This is a genomic window from Chlorogloeopsis sp. ULAP02 (assembly GCF_038404745.2).
Lineage (GTDB): Bacteria > Cyanobacteriota > Cyanobacteriia > Cyanobacteriales > Nostocaceae > Chlorogloeopsis.
Map to the genome: position 1 here is coordinate 491,022 of NZ_JAYKTT020000001.1, position 19,726 is coordinate 510,747.

Here is a 19,726-nt window from a genome sequence, read left to right on the forward strand (position 1 = left end):
TAAACTAGAAAATATCAGCTGGGTCTACTACTCGCAATTTATTAGTTGATAAAAATGCAGAAGTGAAGCACATTATCAATGTAGAAAGTAATACTATTGTGGCTTTATCATAACTCATTAAAACTGGTAACTTAGTAGCATTTTTTGCTATATCATAGAGAATTGTAGATATAGCTATGCCAGGAATATAACCTAAGAGTGCCAAAATCAAAGATTGTTGGAAAACTATACCTAGTAAGTACTTATTTTTAAATCCCATTGCTTTTAATGTTGCATATTCCGCTAAGTGACTGGAGATATTACTATAAAGTATTTGATAGACCACAACTACTCCAACCACAAACCCCATAATTACCATCAAATTAAAGATAAATCCAATCGGTGTTCTTACACTCCAATAGTTTCTTTCAAAATCAATAAAGCCTTCACGTGTCAAAACTTTTACGTCCTTGGGTAAATGCGCTGATAGCATTGCTAAAACTTTTTGGGGACTAGCACCAGGTTTGAGGGTAAGTATACCTATATCTATATAACCGGGAGAACGATCTTGAAATAACCTCATTAGAGTTGAGTAACTAATCATTAAATTACCATCAACCCCAAAGGAAGGCCCAAGCTTAAATAAACCAGCAACTTTAACTTTATAACCAATTGTCGAATTGTATCCAAATATTTCAACACTAACAGGTTCTTGTTGTACAAATTTTTCTGCAATTGGGCCAAATTCTGGTCGCGAACTACTGTCAAATAAAACTACGTTAGGACGTTTAAGCAGATTTACATTTTCGTTAACTTCTGGCAATTTAAAAACAGATTTTGCTGGATCAAAGCCAAGTACATAAATTGGAAATTTACGACCATTAATTGGGTTTTTGAGTTTAGCAAATTGAACGTACAAAGAGTTGACTGATTCTACATCTTCAAAGCCTAATGCTTGATATAAGCGAATGCGCGGAAAACTTTGATTGGAGGTTAAAGATTTATATTGGGAACTGATTAAAAACAAATCTCCTTCTAAGTTTTTTTGCACTTGTGTAGCACTTGCATAAAGAGCATCTTGAAAGCCAATTTGCATGAACATTAAAACAGCCACAAAAGCAATACCAGCTAAAGCCACTAGAAACCGAATTCTTTGGCGAGCTAGTTGTAACCAAGCTACAGGTATCTTGATAGTCATTTTTTTTACCTCAAAACTGAGATTGCATTCTCAATCTCTGGGTATTAAGTAGTCGTGCAATATAAATTATCGAGTCAGGCAAGGGAACAGGGAAGAAATATCGCGATTTCCCTTCTGTCTTGAAAATGGGTATGGGGGTGCAAGGGTGTAGGGGAAAGAATCCTCTTTCATACTTGGTGGTGTACGAAGTTTATAGGGACTGTCTTCTGCCTACTGCCTTCTGCCTACTGCTATGCTGCTGAGGCTGCCTAAGATGAATGAGTACTTCTACTTGTAAGTTGGTAAGAGCTGCAACTCGCTCATTATCTTCTGAATTATCGATACGAATTTTGACCTCAACTACTTTGTTATCTGTGTCTGCTCCTGGATTGTTACTGAAGATGTTTTGTTGAGTAACTTGTAAGCCTATATCTGCTACTGTTCCTTGTATTTTCCCTGAAAAAGCATCGCTAGTGATCGTCGCCAGTTGACCTAAATGCACTTTTTTGATGTCGGCTTCATAGACTTCTGCTACTACATACATCTGATTAGTACGACCGATTTGAGCAATTCCTTGATTGCCGATAACTTCTCCAGGCCAAGTATAAATTCTTAAGATTTGACCATCGATAGGCGCTCGCACCACACTTAAATCGAAATCTGCCTGAGCCTGGGCAACTGCTGCTTTTGCGCTCTCAACGTCGGCTTGTGCTGCTTGCACATCTGTAGGACGAATCTCAGCAATACTTGCCAGCCTAGCTTTTGCCTCAGTCAACTGCTTTTGTATAGTTTCTGTGGTTCGGTTTTTTACGGCTTTTGCTTCATTGAGCTGTTCTTGGATAGTTTCCATCCTCAAACGCCTAGTATCTGCATCGGAAGCCGAAATTGCTCCTTCTTGGTACAACATCTGATAACGCCGATTCTCGCTTTGGGCATTACGCAATTCTGCTTGTAAGCGAGCAATTGTTGCGCTTTGGGCAGATATTTCTCCAGCTAACTGAGCTTCTAAGCGAGCAATAGTTGCCTTTTGTGCATAGATATCTCCTGCTTTTGCCCCTGCTTTTACCTGATTCAGACTAGCTTGGGCAACTTGGACTTGCTTTTTAGCTTGCTCTAAGGCAGCAAGACGAACATAGAAAGTATCAAGTAGCGCAATTGGTTGTCCTCTACGTACCTTGTTTCCTTTATTGACTAAAAGTCGTGCAACTCTAACACCACCTTGAGAATTGGGAGCAGACAGACTAATTACTTCTCCTTGAGGTTCTAAACGTCCAAGAGCAGCAACAGCAGTGATGGCAGCAGAAGTAACTGGGGTAGTTGAAGTTTGATCTACAGACTTAGGTAAAAATCTGAAAAGGCCATAGAGAGAAACTGTACTGATACCTACAGCCGTAGCGATCGCCATAATTATAGGCAACCGATTTGTAGGAATCGTAATTGGTTGCCTTTCTTTACGCACCATAATTAATGTTTTCCCAGTGATTGATATAGTCTTTCCCTAATTATTTTGATAATCAAAGAGAGACAAATGATAATAGCTCCGCTCTACATTCATATAGATATAAAATGTTAACTGGATAGAATTGACTGATAATTTCCAGTTTTAGATGTTGGAAGTATCAGAGGATGGATTATAGGAAAAACATCCATCACTCTGTACCAGTAGGAGCCATTTAGTTTCTGCCTTCAAAGATATGCTTATTCACTATTTACTAGTTTAAGAGACCTCTTTTTTCCGTTTGACAATGTCTAAGTATTCGCTACGGGTTCCATCTATTCGATAATGGTCGCAGATTTGGCAAAGTTTTAACAGATCTAATCGGCTAAAGACTTTTTGATGCTCAATTCCGTTGTCGTTTCTCCACCTCCAAAAAGTCGTTCTGTCAATGCGACGATTATTTTCGGGCCACCGTCGTCGTGATAAAAATTCTATTAGTTCTTGTTCATAAAAGCAGTAACCTTTCGGTAACTTGAGGAGCTCTTCTCTTAAATTAGATAGTGGTATGAGTGGATCTAAATCAGATAGTCTCATGCCAGCAACTCCGTTTAGTTTCATGGAATTTTAATCGGGTGAAAGCGGAATGCGACAAGGTGTAATTATAAATCTTGATGAAGCTATAAGAAATTTTGATGAACTTTATCAATTTGAATTATGTTTACATTATTCTGACCTCTACTTTACTAATCAAGGGCTATGAAGTGCCGCTTTTATTCACTTTTTTATTCATTTTTATCTAACCATATACCATAGTCTGACTGATACTCAATTGCAACTGATATGCAACATTTTAAATACAAATAGCAATTGAATTTGAAATTTAATTATCTCAGTAATTTATTGAAGAAAATTTTGTTATGAGAATTACAATGTTCTTACTTTTTATCTAAAAAGTCTATTTAATCATCTATCTTATAGCAGATATTTGAATACTCATGTTAATAAGATTAATAATAACAGCAAAAATATAAATTCTCATTAGCATAGAAGACAATCGCAACCTAAAAATACCATATAGATGCATCTCTATAAGTAAACTGCATTACACTCAATTGATAACTGCTACTTCTTATACTCAAGTTTTATAAGGGCATTATAAGAGCCTTATAAGACTCTTATAAAACCTTATATGATTTTAAAAGATATAAATATCTACTTTTTGACAGATGGTAAAACTAGACTACTTTACTAGTTATGCAACTTTGTAATTCTACACAAGAATAATAATCTTGATTATTCTGCGTTCATCAGAATAATCAAGAAGACAATATCTAAAATATCTGTCCAAAAATTTAGATTAAGTTACACTCCTAATTGAAAAGCTCTTCTTAAAAGTTCCCAAATAACTGTAAAACATAGATAAATCTACAGCTAGAGCAAGTTTACAAATACAAGAGGTGCAATTTGTATGCAACTTTGGAAAATATACTTTAGGTATGATGAAAATAAGTGATATAAGTACAAACGTTTACACGCTTACACACTATAGATAATTTTGCATACTACAGAATAATGAAGCTACAGCGATTCATGCTCTCATTGCCAAATTTTGATAACCAGCGGCTAATTTTTCACGCAGCCCGCCAAACAGTACGTAAAGCTGAGATGGCACGCCTTGCCGTACATGAATGGCTCAATCAACATGATTCTGAACTTGAAGAATGGAAAGCTAAAACAGCTTCTGAACTTGGAATTAGTGTTAGTGAATTTGAAAAGCAGCTATTAGATGCCGCTAATCTTCAGACAAAATCGAGGACTAGAGAAGAGAATACTAATTCAGAATCAAATCCTGATTGAGCTAGTGAGACAAAGTTTATCTCTTGTATCAAGCGTAAATAGTAAATAAGAGAGTATCCATAAAAAAAGAGCAAAGCATTAATAGGCTTGATTTTTGCATATTACTACTGCAAACAAGCTACTACTTTTCAAGTGGTGATAGGATAAACACTTGAGTTTTATTAAGTTTCTGTTTGTAGATATCCTCTAGTCATTATGGGTATAGACATATAAATTGGAATTGAAATTACTTCTAAACCTACTTAATCAACGTTGCGTCACAGTTGCATATGAGTTGTAATAAGAAATTAACCAGTCATAAAATAAGCAGCGAAAGCACTGAATGGGATTACTCTAATACAAAGAGTATATAAAGAGTTGAATTATTTTTCTAGATGAAGCTAACCCAGCTAAAGCTGCTTAATAACTAATTTAGCTGTCTTGAAGACAATCTCAATTGTTCTGTAAAAACAAGTATTTCTGCACTAACTGCAATTTCAAGTTTGCTCGCATAAAGGGAGAAAAACTCAGTAACTCCCGACATTTCACAAACATAATCAAATTGAGTCATGACTGCTTCTTCGATTGAAGCTACCTTGGCACAGTTGCAAGAGGAAATAAGCAATTGTGAAAAAGGCTTGCACAAGCTTATAAAGGTGAAACAAACCATGTCCGCACAAGCGACAGAAACCAGCAAAATTAATAGACGATTGCAAAACACTCCAGTTGCCATTGTTGGAATGGCTTCTATCTTCCCAGAATCTAAAAATTTACAAGAATATTGGGAAAAAATTATTCGCAAAGTTGACTGTATCACCGATGTTCCTCCATCACGCTGGAGCATTGATGATTACTATGATCCCGATCCCAAAGCACCTGACAAAACCTACTGCAAACGTGGCGGGTTCATCCCCGAAATCGAATTCAACCCGATGGAATTTGGCCTTCCTCCAAATGTTTTAGAGGTTACAGATGTTTCGCAGTTGTTAAGTTTGGTTGTTGCTAAAGCAGCAATGGAAGATGCGGGCTACGGTGAAAAAAGCCAGTTCAATCGAGAGCGTACCGGAGTGATTTTGGGTGTGGCACTAGCAAGACAGCTAGCAATGCCATTGGCTACTAGATTAGAGTATCCGATCTGGGAAAAAGCCCTTAAAAGTAGTGGTTTATCCGATGAGGATACACAAAAAATTATCGAGAAAATCAAAAGCGCATATGTGCGGTGGGAAGAAAATGCTTTTCCCGGTATGCTCGCGAATATAGTTGCTGGACGAATTGCCAATCGCCTAGATTTGGGAGGAATGAACTGTGTAGTGGACGCTGCCTGCGCCAGTTCATTAGGAGCGCTCGCCATGTCGATCAGCGAACTAGTTGAGTACCGAGCCGACATGATGCTAACAGGGGGAGTTGACACCGACAACTCGATTGTCGCTTATATGTGTTTCAGCAAAACACCAGCTGTCACCCCAAGCCAAAATCCAAAACCTTTTGATGCTCAATCAGATGGGATGATGCTGGCTGAAGGTATTGGGATGCTAGTGCTCAAACGTCTTGAAGATGCCGTTAGAGATCATGATCGCATCTATGCAGTTATTAAAGGTATTGGTACCTCTAGCGATGGACGCTATAAAAGCATTTATGCACCTCGTCCAGAAGGACAAGTCAGAGCCTTACATCGTGCTTATGAAGATGCAGGTTTTTCGCCTGCAAGTGTCGGTTTGATTGAAGCGCACGGCACAGGCACTATGGTTGGAGATCCCGCCGAAGTTGCAGCTCTCAAAGAGGTTTTTGGCGCAAACAATTCAAAAAAACAGCACATTGCACTCGGTAGTGTCAAGTCCCAGATTGGACATACAAAAGCTGCCGCAGGAGCAGCAAGCCTGATTAAAACGGCATTAGCTTTACACCATAAAGTATTGCCACCAACTATCAACGTTACCAAACCACACCCGAAACTAGATCTTGAAAACTCACCGTTATATTTAAATACGGAAACCAGACCTTGGATTCGTCCCGAAGCAGAAACACCAAGACGTGCTGGAGTAAGTTCTTTTGGATTTGGTGGCACGAATTATCACGTCGTCTTAGAAGAATATTCCGGCGAACACGATCGCCCTTATCGTTTACATAAAACTCCCCAGTCAGTATTTATATTTGCACCTACACCAGAGCAGTTATTATCGCGTTGTCAAGAAGTTCTAGGTAAATTGCAATCTGAAGATAAAGAACAGGACTATGAACTACTGATTGCAGCGTGTCAATCATTAGAAATTCCTGTCACAGATGCCAGAGTTGGATTTGTTGCCGATTCTCTAACAGATGCTTGTAAGTTACTGCAAATCACGATTAAATTGCTCCAAGATAACTCACACACCTCGTCGTGGGAGCATCCCCAAGGAATTTATTACCGCAAAACTGGTATTGCAACTGAAGGGAAAGTTGTAGCTCTATTTTCTGGGCAAGGCTCTCAATACTTGGAAATGGGTCGAGAACTTGCAATTAACTTCCCTCACTTGCGGCAGAGTTATGATTGCATAGATAGTTTTTTCTGTAAAGATGGTTTGCAGCCCCTTTCAGAAATAGTTTTTCCTCCTCCTGTATTTAATCCGCCTCAAAAACAGGCACAGGTTGAAGCATTACAGCAAACAGAATATGCCCAGCCAGCCATCGGAGCTTTTAGTGTTGGTCTTTACAAGATATTACAACAAGGAGGGTTCAAGCCAGATTTTGTCGTTGGACACAGCTTTGGAGAATTGACAGCTTTGTGGGCTGCTGGTGTTCTCAGTGAAGAAGATTACTTTTTCTTGGTAAAAGCCAGAGGACAAGCCATGGCTGCACCAAATGATCCTGAGTTCGATGCGGGAGCTATGCTGGCAGTCAAAGGAGATGTCAGTCAAGTTGAAGAAGTAGTCAAGAATTTTCCTTTAGTCACTATTGCTAACTTGAATTCTCCTCGTCAAGTTGTCTTAGCAGGAGCAAAGGCTGAAATCGCCAAAATTAGGGAGACTTTAGAGCATCGTGCTTTCTCTACCGTTCTACTACCAGTTTCGGCAGCTTTTCATACACCATTAGTAGCTCATGCCCAAAAACCCTTTGCTCAAGCAATTGAGAAAGTGAGTTTTAACCAGCCACAAATCCTTGTCTACACTAATGTGACAGGAGAGCGGTACCCAAGTGAACCCCAAGCCATTCAAAAAATTCTCAAACAACATCTGATTAATCAGGTACTTTTCAAGCAAGAAATTGAAAATATTTACGCTGAAGGTGGTTATTGCTTCATCGAATTTGGGCCTAAAAGTATTCTCACCAACTTGGTGAAAGATATTCTTTCTGAAAAACCCCATCTGGCTGTGGCTTTAAATAGCAGTCAGCACAAGGATAGCGATCGCTGTCTTCGAGAAGCTGTTGTGCAATTACGTGTTGCTGGATTACCTTTAAAAAATCCCGATCCCTATCAAATCGAGCACAAAACACCAGAAGTTGCCAAAAATAAGCTATTGAATGTTTGGTTAAATGGTAGTAACTATCTGTCAGAAAAAACCAAGCAAGCTTTTGCAAAAGCTCTACAAAATGGACATCAAGTCAGCATTGCATATGCAAAAGATGATTTCTCTACTCTGCCTGTTTTAAATACAGATAAGACACCCAACCCCGTGTATGTGAATTCAGAACACCACCAGCCCGCACTAGTTACAAACAGTTATAAACCAGGAGAATCTGACGAGAACACTCACCAAAATGGGCATCAAGTTAATTTTGCACCTCCAAAAGATAATTCCCCTGAAGCAAATACCCCTTCTAGTCTTGCTGTTAACAACACTCCCCGATATATAAACACAGAAAATAGCAAGTCCACACTAGTTGCAAACGATAATAAATCAGAAAAATCTTTTGAGATGACGAAATCTCCTCAAACAACTTCTCATCCACAACAGCAACCAAATCCACAAATTCCTCAAAATTATCAACTAGTTTTAGACAGCCTAGAGTACACCCTGATAGAATTTAATCGCCATCAACGTGATATTTTGCGCGTCCACGAACAATCTTTACAGCATCAAACTGAATATACTAAAACATTCTTCCAATTGATGCAGCAGCAGAATTCCTTGCTCAAAAATAGTCAATCTGCTTTTCCACAGACAGAAAATAAACAAATAGCACTCTCCTACGCTGAACGCAGTATTATGCGTTTTCACGAGCATCAAGGTGAAACTCTGCGCGTTCATGAGCAATATCTGAATCATCAAACAGAACACACTAAAAACTTTTTCCAATTGCTCCAGCAACACTACGATCTGCTACTGGCTAACACAGGCAATAAAAGGGGACAGGGAATAGATAAACGTCCTACGGTTTTACCATCAGAGGAAACATTTATTCTCGGCGAGCAGGATAATTCTGTCGTTGTTGTACCTGCTAATGAGTTAGTAACTAGCTTTGGAGTTGTTCCAACTAATGGTGTTTATTCTGATATAAATAATGGCACTGATCATCATGTAAGTAATGGCACAAAGTCGGGAGCTAGCTTTGAAGTTGTTTCAACTAATGGTGTCCATTCTGATACCAGTAATGGTACAAAATCTGTTACAACTACAACTTCTGATCAATTTATCCTTCCGTCTTTAGATGCGCCCTCATCACCAATCACAATTGATGAAGCTACCCTTAGTCAGACTCTAGTCAACGTTGTGAGTGAGAAGACAGGTTATCCAATCGAGATGTTAGAACTGTCGATGGATATTGAGGCTGATTTAGGAATTGATTCAATCAAACGAGTGGAAATTTTGGGAACACTGTTGGAGTTATACCCAGATTTGCCTAAGCCGAATCCAGAAGAACTGGGACAACTACGTACCCTTGGTCAAATCGTAGAGTATATGCGGACTCTTGTACCAGCAATTACACAAATTGAGTCTGCAACTACGAAGACAACACAAGAAGCTACTTTGGATGAGGCAAAGACAAGCGAAGCTAGCAATGTAGTTTCAGAAGATGCAGAGAGTGAAAATATACACCTAGCTTCTTCCTCGCCAGTTTCCAACCTTCTTTCTACTCCAGAAGAGTCGGTTTCCTTAGTTTCATCCCTTGATTTAAATAATCTCAGTCAAATTCTGCTCAATATTGTCAGTGAGAAAACAGGCTATCCAGTCGAGATGCTAGAACTCTCGATGGATATGGAGGCAGACTTGGGAATTGATTCGATCAAACGAGTTGAAATTCTGGGAGCGCTTTTGGAGCTATGCCCAGATTTACCCAAGCCAAATCCAGAAGAACTCGGAGAATTGCGTACTCTTGGTCAAATAGTTGACTACATGAAACAACAGGCTAACGTGCTGGAAAAAAAAACACTTCCAGTCGAGCCTTGCAGCCAGTCATCTGAGCTAGATTGTCAGATTCTCCGTAGTCCAGTCAAACTCAAATTTCTTCCAGAACCCGACGTTTTAGATTTTACCTTACTCGACCAGTATATTGCCTTGCTTACTGATGATGGCTCCCTCACTACCTCAGAACTTGCTCTTGCACTTTGTGAACGCGGTTGGAAAGTGGTTGTCTTAAGTTTTCCCCAAACCTTAATTGCACAACAGTTGCCTTTACCAGAAGGAGTAAATCGTGTTGTCTTAGCTTCTTTAAGTGAGGAGAATTTAAAAAATCAGTTAGAAGCGATCGCTTCTGAGTATGGTTCAATTGCCGCATTCATCCACCTCAATCCTGCAAGCCATGACAACACCAGTAATGACATCCGTTATCTGGAAACTGAAAAAGCCATACTCCGCCAAGTCTTTTTAATTGCCAAACATCTCAAAGAACCACTCAATCAAGCCGCATCTGTGGGACGTAGTTGCTTCCTTACCGTTGCTCGTCTTGATGGTGAGTTCGGAATCGGGCAGAAAACCAACTTTGGTGCCATTGGTAGTGGATTGTTTGGACTAACTAAAACCTTGAATCAAGAATGGGAACCCGTATTTTGCCGAGCTATAGATCTCAGCCCCGATTTAGATACTCAAACATCAGTACGGTATATCCTCGCCGAACTCTACGATCCCAATCGCTTAATTGCTGAAGTTGGATATAGCTCGCAAGGACGAACAACACTAGTGTGTGAAGAGGACGCGGGGAGGTGGGGACACGGTGAGCAGCGCGTTGCGAGAAGCCTCCGCTCAGAACTTCGGGAGGTTCCCCCCATTGTAGCGACTGCGTACTCCTACTCTACGAGAAGGGCTACGCCCAACGGAGAACCCGAAGAGTACCCGAAGGGAGACACGGAGAACTCTTCTCTCTCCGCGTCTTCTTCCCAATCCCAAGTCTTTCTCGTCAGTGGTGGTGCAAAAGGGATAACAGCTCAATGTGTTATTCAACTAGCACAACATTATCAATGCAAATTTATTCTGCTCGGACGTTCTCCTGTAGATCCTGAACCTGTATGGGCTGAAGGCTGCTTAAATGAAGGGGAACTGAAAAAGCGGATTATGGATGATTTTGTAGCCAAAGGTGAAAAACCCACACCTGCAATGGTGCAGAAAAAGTATAAGGCTATTTCATCTAGGCGAGAAATTGACACAACACTACGAGCAATTGAGCAGGCGGGTGGACAAGCAGAATATTTGAGTGTGGATATAACTGATGCAACACTCCTCCAAGAGCAAGTTAGTAACGTAGTAGAACGTTTAGGTACAGTAACAGGAATTATCCACGGAGCTGGCAATTTAGCAGATAAACGCATCGAAAACAAATCAGAACGGGATTTTGAAACCGTCTACGCTGCTAAAGTTAGAGGATTGGAAAATCTGTTACGCTGCGTATCGCCCAATCAACTGAATTATTTAGTCCTGTTTTCCTCGGTAGTAGGTTTTTATGGGAATATTGGTCAGTCAGATTATGCGATCGCCAACGAAATTCTCAATAAGTCGGCTCATCTTGTTAAACGCAATTATCCAAATTGTCACGTAGTTGCGATCAATTGGGGGCCTTGGGACAGTGGTATGGTAACTCCAGAATTAAAGAAAGCTTTTGCCCAAAGAGGTGTTGAGACTATTCCTATAGAAGTTGGGACTCGAATGTTAGTTAACGAACTAGCACAAACCAACCAACAAACTGTGCAAGTAGTAATTGGTAGTCCCCTCACCTACACACCGAAATCCCTCAACCCTGAGTTGAAAAAATTTCGCATCCAGCGGCGATTAAAATTAGCAGCTAATCCATTTTTACAAGATCATGTTATCGCTGGTCGCCCTGTTTTACCTGCTACTTGTGCCTTATCTTGGATGTCGAGTACCTGCGAACAACTTTATCCCGGTTACAAATCATTTAGTTGTCTAAACTATAAGGTTTTGAAGGGAATTATTTTTGATGAAAGTCTTGCCAGTGAATATACTCTAGATTTACAAGAAGTTGCTAAAAACGATGCAGATGAGATAGAGCTTGATGCTAAAATCTGGAGTCAAAACCGAGAAGGAAAAATACGTTACCACTTTAGCTGCCAAGTAAAGCTTAAACACCAAATTCCAGTTATCCCTAATTATGATTTTCTTCACTTACAACAAGAAGAAATCATCTTTGGTTCTAGTAATTCACTTTATCAAAATGGGGCAATGAGCTTGTTTCACGGGTCTTATTTTCAGGGCGTAAAAACTATCTTAAATGCCAGTCCTGAAAAGGTGACGATAGAGTGTACTTTGCCAAATCTTGAAAATAGACAACAAGGACAATTTCCAGTAATAACATTTAATCCCTATATTGCGGATGTTCAAATTCATTCACTATGGATTTGGACGCAGTATTTTCATCAAGAGGGTTGTTTACCTTCAGAAATAAAAAATTTTGAACAGTTCGCACCTATTCCCTTTAATGAAAAGTTTTACGTCTCTTGTGAAGTCAAATCAAAAACAGATTCATCTGTAATTGCTGATGTGATTGCACATGACATTCAAGGCAAAATATATACTCGCATGATTGGAGCAAAGGGAACTATTTTGCGTACGAAAAGTTGATAGGGGATAGGGAGAACACGGGGACGGGGGATACGGAGACACGGAGAATGATTCTTCATACAGTTTCCCTCTTCCACTCTCTAGGGTAGGCACAAGCCTCTAAAAATATGCGTTGGTACGAGGAGATTAAGTAATGGGCATAAGTGAGCAAAGTAAAAATCCCAAAATAGCGATTGTTGGTATGGATTGCTTTTTGGGAGGCTGCAAAGAATTAGATGCTTTTGAACGCAGTATTTATGAAGGAACCCAGCACTTTATAGATATTCCTCTCCAACGATGGCAAGGAGCACAAAACCAAGAACATCTGTTCAAAAACTATGGTTTTGAAAATGGTACAGCACCTATAGGTGCATACATAAAAGATTTTGAAATTGATTTATCAGATTTTCAATTAGCACTGGAGAAAGCAGATAAATTAAATCCCCAAGAACTATTGATACTCAAGGTAGCTGATCGCGCTCTGAAAGATGCAAAACTCAATCAAGGGAGCAGGGTAGGAGTTGTAATTGTTGTGGCAGCAGAAGTTCCTTTTCATCTGCTCAAAAAACAAGCGAAAGACAGTATTGCTAATTTATGTAGTATTTCTAATTTATGGAATTTTGCTGGTCCCTCATTTACACTCACTGCCGAACAAAATTCTGTATTCAAAGCTTTAGAAGTTGCACAAAAGCTACTTTCTATCAAAGAAGTAGATGCTGTTGTTGTCGGTGCTGTCGAGCTTGCCGGAAATAGTGCTAGTGTTTTAGCACGAAATCAAGTAGCAAAAGTCAACAAAGGCGTCAATACTCTCAGTTACGATCGCAACGCTAATGGCTGGATGGTAGGTGAAGGTGCGGCTGCGGTAGTTTTGAAGCTCCACGAAACGGCACAACAAGATGGCGATCGCATTTATGCGGTGATTGACGCCCTCAATATCTTGAAACAAAATTCTACCTCCAACACACTTGCTGAGGAGGCAGCAGTAACGCAAGTTTGCCATCAAGCTTTTAATTCTGCCGGTATCATGCCCACAGACATTGGCTACCTAGAAGTTTTCGGCAGTGGAGTTCCCCAGCAAGATGAGTCAGAAATTAAGGGTTTGCTCCAAGCTTATCAGACTTATAAACCCAATCTGACTTGTGCACTTGGCAGTGTTAAAGCCAATATTGGTCATACTTACGCTGCATCAGGAATAGTCAGTTTAATTAAAACTGCGCTCTGCTTGTATCATCGCTATATTCCTGGCGTACCCCAATGGACTGCTCCCAAAATACCCGAATTATGGCAGAATAACCCTTTTTATGTAGCTACTGAATCAAAACCTTGGTTTTTAGAACCAGGAGCGACTAAAAGAATCGCTGCCATTAACAGTATGGAGATGGATGATAGCTATGCACATATGATTTTGTCAGAGGAAACAACTCAAAAAGAACGTACTAGTAGGTATCTAGAGCAAACACCTTTCTATCTTTTTGCGATCGCAGCTGATGAGTGTCCAACCTTATTAGAGCAAATCCGTGCTTTAGAAGAAACAATCACAACTTCTTCTTCCCTATCCGTAGCCGCAAGTCTTATTTTTACTGCCTTTAAACAGCGTCAAAATGCCAGTTACACAGTAGTAATTGTTGGACGCAATCAAGATGAATTGATGCGAGAAATTCAGCGTGCTTTCAAGGGCGTTGTCGATGCTTTTAATACAGGTAAAGACTGGCTAACTCCTGTAGGTAGTTATTTTACGCCAAAACCACTGGGTAAAAAAGGCACTGTCGCCTTCGTTTACCCTGGTGCTTACAGTTCTTATATCGGCATCGCCCGCAATCTATTCCGCTTATTTCCGAAAATTTATGACGATCCAATTATCAAAAGCGTTTACAGTCGTGTCGCCAATATAGAGAAAATTCTTTATCCTCGTAGCCTGAACAAATTTTCAAAAAGGCAGCTGGAAGCTTTAGAACAGCAATTAATAGACGATCCAGTCGCAATGCTTGAATCTGAAATGGGTGTTGCCGGATTGTTGAGTGTAATACTGAGGAATTACTTCAAACTACAGCCTGATTACGCTTTTGGGTATAGCTTGGGCGAAACTAGCATGATGCTTGCTCAGGGTGTGTGGACTCATTTTCATGAAGGCAGTCAAAGCTTGAACTCGTCTGCTTTATTTAAAACAGAGTTGTCGGGGGCTAAAAATGCAGTGCGCAGGTTTTGGGAATTGCCTCAAATCCAGGATGGAGAAGACTCTGAGTTTTGGAGTACCTACATTCTCATATGTTCGGTATCCCTGGTTCAGGAGGCTCTCAAACAAGAAAACCACGTCTATTTAATTCTCATAAATACTCCACAAGAAGTAGCGATCGCTGGTGATGCCCAAGCCTGCCAGCGAGTAATTGAAAGACTAAATTGCGATGCTTTTCGTGCTCCTTTCAATCATGTCATCCATTGCGATGCTATACGTTCTGAGTACAATGAACTCGTTAAAATAAATACCTTACCTGTTCAAAACATACCAAATACAGTTTTTTATTCCGCCGCAGATTACCAACCCATTACCCTCGACAGTAAGTCCATCGGTCAAAATATTGCTAAAGTTCTTGTTCAACAGCTTGATTTTCCTCGGTTAATTAACCGTGTCTGGGAAGATGGTGCCAGAATATTTCTCGAAGTAGGGGCTGGCGGTAACTGTTCGAGATGGATTAGCGGAACTCTCAAGCAAAAAGAACACCTTGCTATTTCTCTCAATAAAAGAGGAGTTGATGAGCATATTTCTATTGTTCGAGCATTGGCAAGGCTTGTCAGTCATCAAGTAAAGATGGACTTGTCATTACTATATTCTCAAGTTCAAGACACTTCCAACAAAAACCAGTTGCAAATTAAAACTATAACTTTATGTGATAGTGAGTTGAACTTTATACCATTGCATCCATTGCATGAAAAAGAACAGAAAAATTCTACATATCAACCTTCCGATCCTCTGATTAATAGTACTGATAAACAACATACATCAGATGATTTTAATGGATTTGAATACATTAATCCTTACTTTCACCCAAACTCTGTCAAAAACTATGAATCTGGCGGTAAGTCACAAAAATCAGAAGCTATTACACAACATGAAGAATATCAAATTGTTCCTAATCATAATTCAATAAATAATAACTTGATTCATGAAAATCAGATGCTAAACCTACGCGATTCCCTATATCAAAAGCTGAGTGAAAATACCTCTCACGCTACTAAAACCCATACTGATTTTTTGCAGGCTAGACAAGAATCGCTGCATCAACTCAGTACAATAATTCGAGTTCAATTAAATTGTTTACAGCATATTTTTGAAAAAAGCTCCTCCAATTCAGGCGATGAAACACAGTAATCGCGATTTACAGATTTTTAGAAATTAAGGGGATAAAAACGTGAGACTTGTAGATACTATATTGCGTCAAAATTCAAACGCTCTAAAATTTTCAGAAGTTTTTTCTCATCAAAATCATGTTTGGCAAGGTTCTTTAGATTCTGTCTCTTTTGATAAAGAAGGTATAAAAGCTAAACTACTGAATTTAAATAAACCTTGTTATGTTGTTAGGTTTGAAGGTGAAATAGGTGTAACCAATGAAGGTTACTTATATAGTTTCAATGATGGACAAACAGGAAAAGTAGAGGTGCTTATAGCTGCTCCGCCCTTAGCAATTCAACAGTTAGGCGATCCAACTTTTTTAGATTTTCATAATGTAAAATATGCCTACACCACTGGCGCGATGGCTCAGGGAATAGCTTCTGAAGAACTAGTTATTGCTCTTGGTAAAGAGAAAATATTGAGTTCATTTGGTGCTGGAGGCTTATCTACTTCTCGTATTGAAACCGCCATTAACCGTATTCAACAAGCTTTACCGGAAGGACCTTACGTTTTTAATTTACTTCACAGCCCCAGTGAACCATCTATTGAACGCGCTGTTGTTGATTTATATCTCAAATATGGTATTAAAACAGTAGAAGCTTCTGCCTTCTTAGATTTAACTGACAATATAGTCTACTATCGATGTGCTGGCTTGAGTTTAAATGCAGCTAATAAAATTGAAATCAAAAACAAGATTATTGCTAAAATTTCGAGAAGAGAAGTTGCAACTAAATTTCTTCAGCCTGCTTCTACAAAAATTCTTAAGCAGTTAGTTGAACAAGGCCTCATCAGTGAATTACAAGCAAAACTAGCTGAACAAGTTCCAATGGCGGATGATATTACCGTAGAAGCAGACTCTGGTGGTCATACAGATAATCGTCCTCTAGTTTGCCTTTTTCCTTCCATTCTAGAACTAAGAGATGAAATTCAAAGAAAATATGCTTATGAAAGACCTGTCCGAGTTGGGGTAGCAGGAGGAATTGCAACTCCTCAATCAGCATTAGCTGCTTTCATGATGGGTGCTGCTTATATTGTCACTGGCTCTATTAATCAGTCTTGTGTTGAAGCCGGAACATCTGAACATACCAAACAACTACTGGCTCAAGCCGAAATGGCAGATGTAATGATGGCTCCGGCAGCAGATATGTTTGAAATGGGCGTAAAACTTCAAGTCCTTAAAAGAGGAACTTTCTTTCCTCTGCGGGCGCAAAAACTGTCTGATTTATACAAAACTTATGACTCCATTGAAGATATTCCACCAGCAGAAAGAGAGAAATTAGAGAAGCAAATTTTTAGAAAGAGCCTGGAAACAATTTGGGAAGATACCGCCGCTTATTTAACTCAAAGAAATCCAGATAAATTAGCTAAAGCTGACAACAACCCCAAATTGAAGATGGCTCTAATTTTCCGTTGGTATCTCGGATTATCATCTCGTTGGTCTAATTCTGGTGAAAAAGGGCGAGAAACCGATTACCAAATTTGGTGTGGCCCAGCGATGGGTAGTTTTAATGATTGGGTAAGAGGTTCTTATTTAGCAGAACCGAATAATCGGAAAGTGGTTGACATTGCCAACCAAATTATGAAGGGATCTGCATTTTTATACCGGATGCAAAGTTTAAAAATCCAAGGATTACAAATGCCAGCCTACTACACCAACTATCCACCGAAATTAGACTGATACATCTTGTCATCTATGTAACAATCTTTTCCATCTACAGTCATGAAACGTGTACTTGTAGTTTATTACTCACAATCGGGGGATGTGGCTCGTGCCGCCGAATCTTTTACTAGATATTTGAATGCGCCAACTGTCGAACTGACCTGGGAATGTATTAAACCAAAAGCCGATTATCCTTCTCCTTGGAACTTGTATAAATTTTTTGATGTTTTCCCAGAATGTGTAAATCAAGAACCACCGGAAATTTACTCACCAAAATTTAGTGAAGATGAAAAATTTGACCTAGTTATCATAGCCTATCAGGTTTGGTTTTTGGCACCATCTTTACCAATTCAGGGCTTTTTCAAATCTAAGTATGCAAAAGCCCTCAAAGATACGAAAGTCATCACTTTAGTAGTGTGTCGAAATATGTGGCACTCTGCCTCAGAAATGATGAAGAAAATGATTGCTTCTGTTGGAGGAATTCACATTGACAATGTAGTTTTAACTCACCAAGGGCCAGCTTTGCTTACCTTTATTACCACTCCTCGATTACTGTTGACAGGGAAAAAAAATAGATTTTTGGGAGTATTACCTGCAGCAGGCGTCAAAGATGAAGATATCTATGCACTCTCAAGATTTGGCAAGCGCATAGCCAATCATCTGGAAGCATTAAGTGATAGTTCTAGTCAGCCAATACTGAAAGGACTTGGGGCAGTGGAAGTCAATCAACGCTATGTGATTGTAGAAGTAATTGGCCACTTAGCATACCGTCCTTGGGCCAAGCTGGCTCGTTTGTTTGGCAAACAGGGAAGTTGGAGCAGAATGCCAATTATTTGCATCTTTGCAATTCAACTCCTATTTGCGATTCCAATTGTTGTGCTCGTTTCCAGTGTTGTTCAATTTCTGTTTGCTCCGCTGATTCATCAAAAAATCGCATCTTATGTTGAGCTTTTAAAATCACCATCTGGTGCAAGCTAAGAGTCAACAAAAACTCATCGCTTGCTGGAGATTAGTGCTATTCATCTGAGTCTTGTAAATTTGTTTGGAGGAAATTATGGCTTCAGCATACATTACAGGTTTAGGAGTTTTTCTACCGAATCAACCAGTTAGTAATGAGGAGATGGAAAATGTTTTGGGGTTAGTTAATGGAAAACCTTCTCGGTGTAAAAATCGAATCCTGAAAAATAACGGTATAAATTCTCGATATTACGCAATAGATCCAAAAACAGGTAAGCAAACTCATACTAATGCGCAATTAACAGCTGAGGCAGTGCGTACTCTTACCAAAAACTCTAATTTTCCATTAGATAATATTGAGTGTTTGGTTTGTGGAACATCTTCTCCGGATCAGATTGTTCCTAGTCATGGTTTGATGGTGCATGGGGAGCTTGGGTGTCCTCCTTGTGAAGTTGTGTCCACAAGTGGAGTTTGCTGCTCAGGAATAACTGCACTTAAGTATGGATATATGAGCGTTTATTCCGGATTGACTAAAAATGCTGTCACCACAGGTTCAGAACTCGTATCAAACCAATTTAGAGCGAAGTTCTTTCAATCAGAAATAGAAGCAAAAATTCAGAATTTAGAAGCCAAACCGATCATCACTTTTGAGAAAGATTTTTTAAGGTGGATGCTTTCTGATGCAGCAGCAGCAGTGTTAATCGCGAATACTCCCCGTCAAGATCAAATTTCATTCAGAATAGATTGGGTTGATATCGTCTCTTTTGCCAATGAGCTAGAGACCTGTATGTATGCGGGAGCTGTGAAGAGATCTGATGGTTCTTTACAAGGCTTGCGAGATGTTGAAAATCCAGATGAAGTATGGAAAGAGGGTTATATTGCCCTCAAACAGGATGCAAAATTGCTAGGAGAAAATGTAGTTCCTTATGGAATTCAAAAAGGCTTTGCACAAGTTAGAGACAAATATAGCTTAAAATCAGATGATATCACTTGGTATTTACCTCATTACTCATCAGAACATTTTAAGCAACCACTCTACGATGAGTTGCTGAGAATCGGATTTGAAATTCCGTACTATAAATGGTTTACTAACTTAACAATAAAGGGGAATACAGGCTCTGCTTCTATTTTTGTAATGTTGGAAGAATTGATGTTATCAGGCAAACTTGAACGAGGCGATAAAATATTTTGCTTGATTCCTGAGAGTGCTAGATTCTCATATGCTTATATGCATCTAACAGTCGTTTAATATGAATACTTGTGATACTTATAAAAGTAAATTCATTTAGGCAATTAATGAAAAAATAGGTTTAACAAGTAATCT

General features: G+C 39.3%; 9 protein-coding genes. 6 read left to right on the forward strand and 3 right to left on the reverse strand.

Annotated features, from left to right (window positions below):
• Positions 1–4: 4 nt before the first annotated feature.
• From devC to U2718_RS02070, 3 genes are all read right to left on the reverse strand, one after another.
• Positions 5–1,177 (reverse strand): ABC transporter permease DevC, encoded by a 1,173-nt coding sequence (gene devC, locus U2718_RS02060; protein WP_341999775.1) that lies wholly within the window; start codon positions 1,175–1,177, stop codon positions 5–7.
• A 190-nt stretch (positions 1,178–1,367) separates the two neighbouring features.
• On the reverse strand, positions 1,368–2,618 hold the full coding sequence (locus U2718_RS02065; RefSeq protein ID WP_341999777.1) for an ABC exporter membrane fusion protein: 1,251 nt from the start codon (positions 2,616–2,618) through the stop codon (positions 1,368–1,370).
• 255 nt (positions 2,619–2,873) lie between these two features.
• The gene (locus U2718_RS02070) at positions 2,874–3,188 is read right to left on the reverse strand and encodes a hypothetical protein (protein WP_276751483.1); all 315 of its coding nucleotides are present in this window, start codon (positions 3,186–3,188) and stop codon (positions 2,874–2,876) included.
• A gap of 996 nt (positions 3,189–4,184) precedes the next feature.
• Here U2718_RS02070 and U2718_RS02075 point away from each other — a divergent pair.
• From U2718_RS02075 to U2718_RS02100, 6 genes are all read left to right on the forward strand, one after another.
• On the forward strand, positions 4,185–4,451 hold the full coding sequence (locus U2718_RS02075) for a hypothetical protein (protein WP_341999850.1): 267 nt from the start codon (positions 4,185–4,187) through the stop codon (positions 4,449–4,451).
• Positions 4,452–4,999: 548 nt separating this feature from the next.
• Positions 5,000–12,418 carry an SDR family NAD(P)-dependent oxidoreductase gene (locus tag U2718_RS02080; protein ID WP_341999780.1) on the forward strand — a complete coding sequence of 2,473 codons (7,419 nt, stop codon included), beginning with the start codon at positions 5,000–5,002 and terminating at the stop codon, positions 12,416–12,418.
• Between the two features lie 133 nt (positions 12,419–12,551).
• The gene (locus U2718_RS02085; RefSeq protein WP_341999781.1) at positions 12,552–15,764 is read left to right on the forward strand and encodes a type I polyketide synthase; all 3,213 of its coding nucleotides are present in this window, start codon (positions 12,552–12,554) and stop codon (positions 15,762–15,764) included.
• A gap of 40 nt (positions 15,765–15,804) precedes the next feature.
• On the forward strand, positions 15,805–17,463 hold the full coding sequence (locus tag U2718_RS02090; RefSeq protein ID WP_341999783.1) for a PfaD family polyunsaturated fatty acid/polyketide biosynthesis protein: 1,659 nt from the start codon (positions 15,805–15,807) through the stop codon (positions 17,461–17,463).
• Positions 17,464–17,505: 42 nt separating this feature from the next.
• A complete protein-coding gene (locus U2718_RS02095; RefSeq protein WP_341999785.1) occupies positions 17,506–18,423 on the forward strand; it encodes a hypothetical protein in 918 nt (305 codons plus the stop codon).
• A 76-nt stretch (positions 18,424–18,499) separates the two neighbouring features.
• Entirely contained in the window at positions 18,500–19,651 is a 1,152-nt protein-coding gene (locus tag U2718_RS02100; protein WP_341999787.1) for a beta-ketoacyl-ACP synthase III, read from the forward strand.
• Positions 19,652–19,726: the final 75 nt, after the last annotated feature.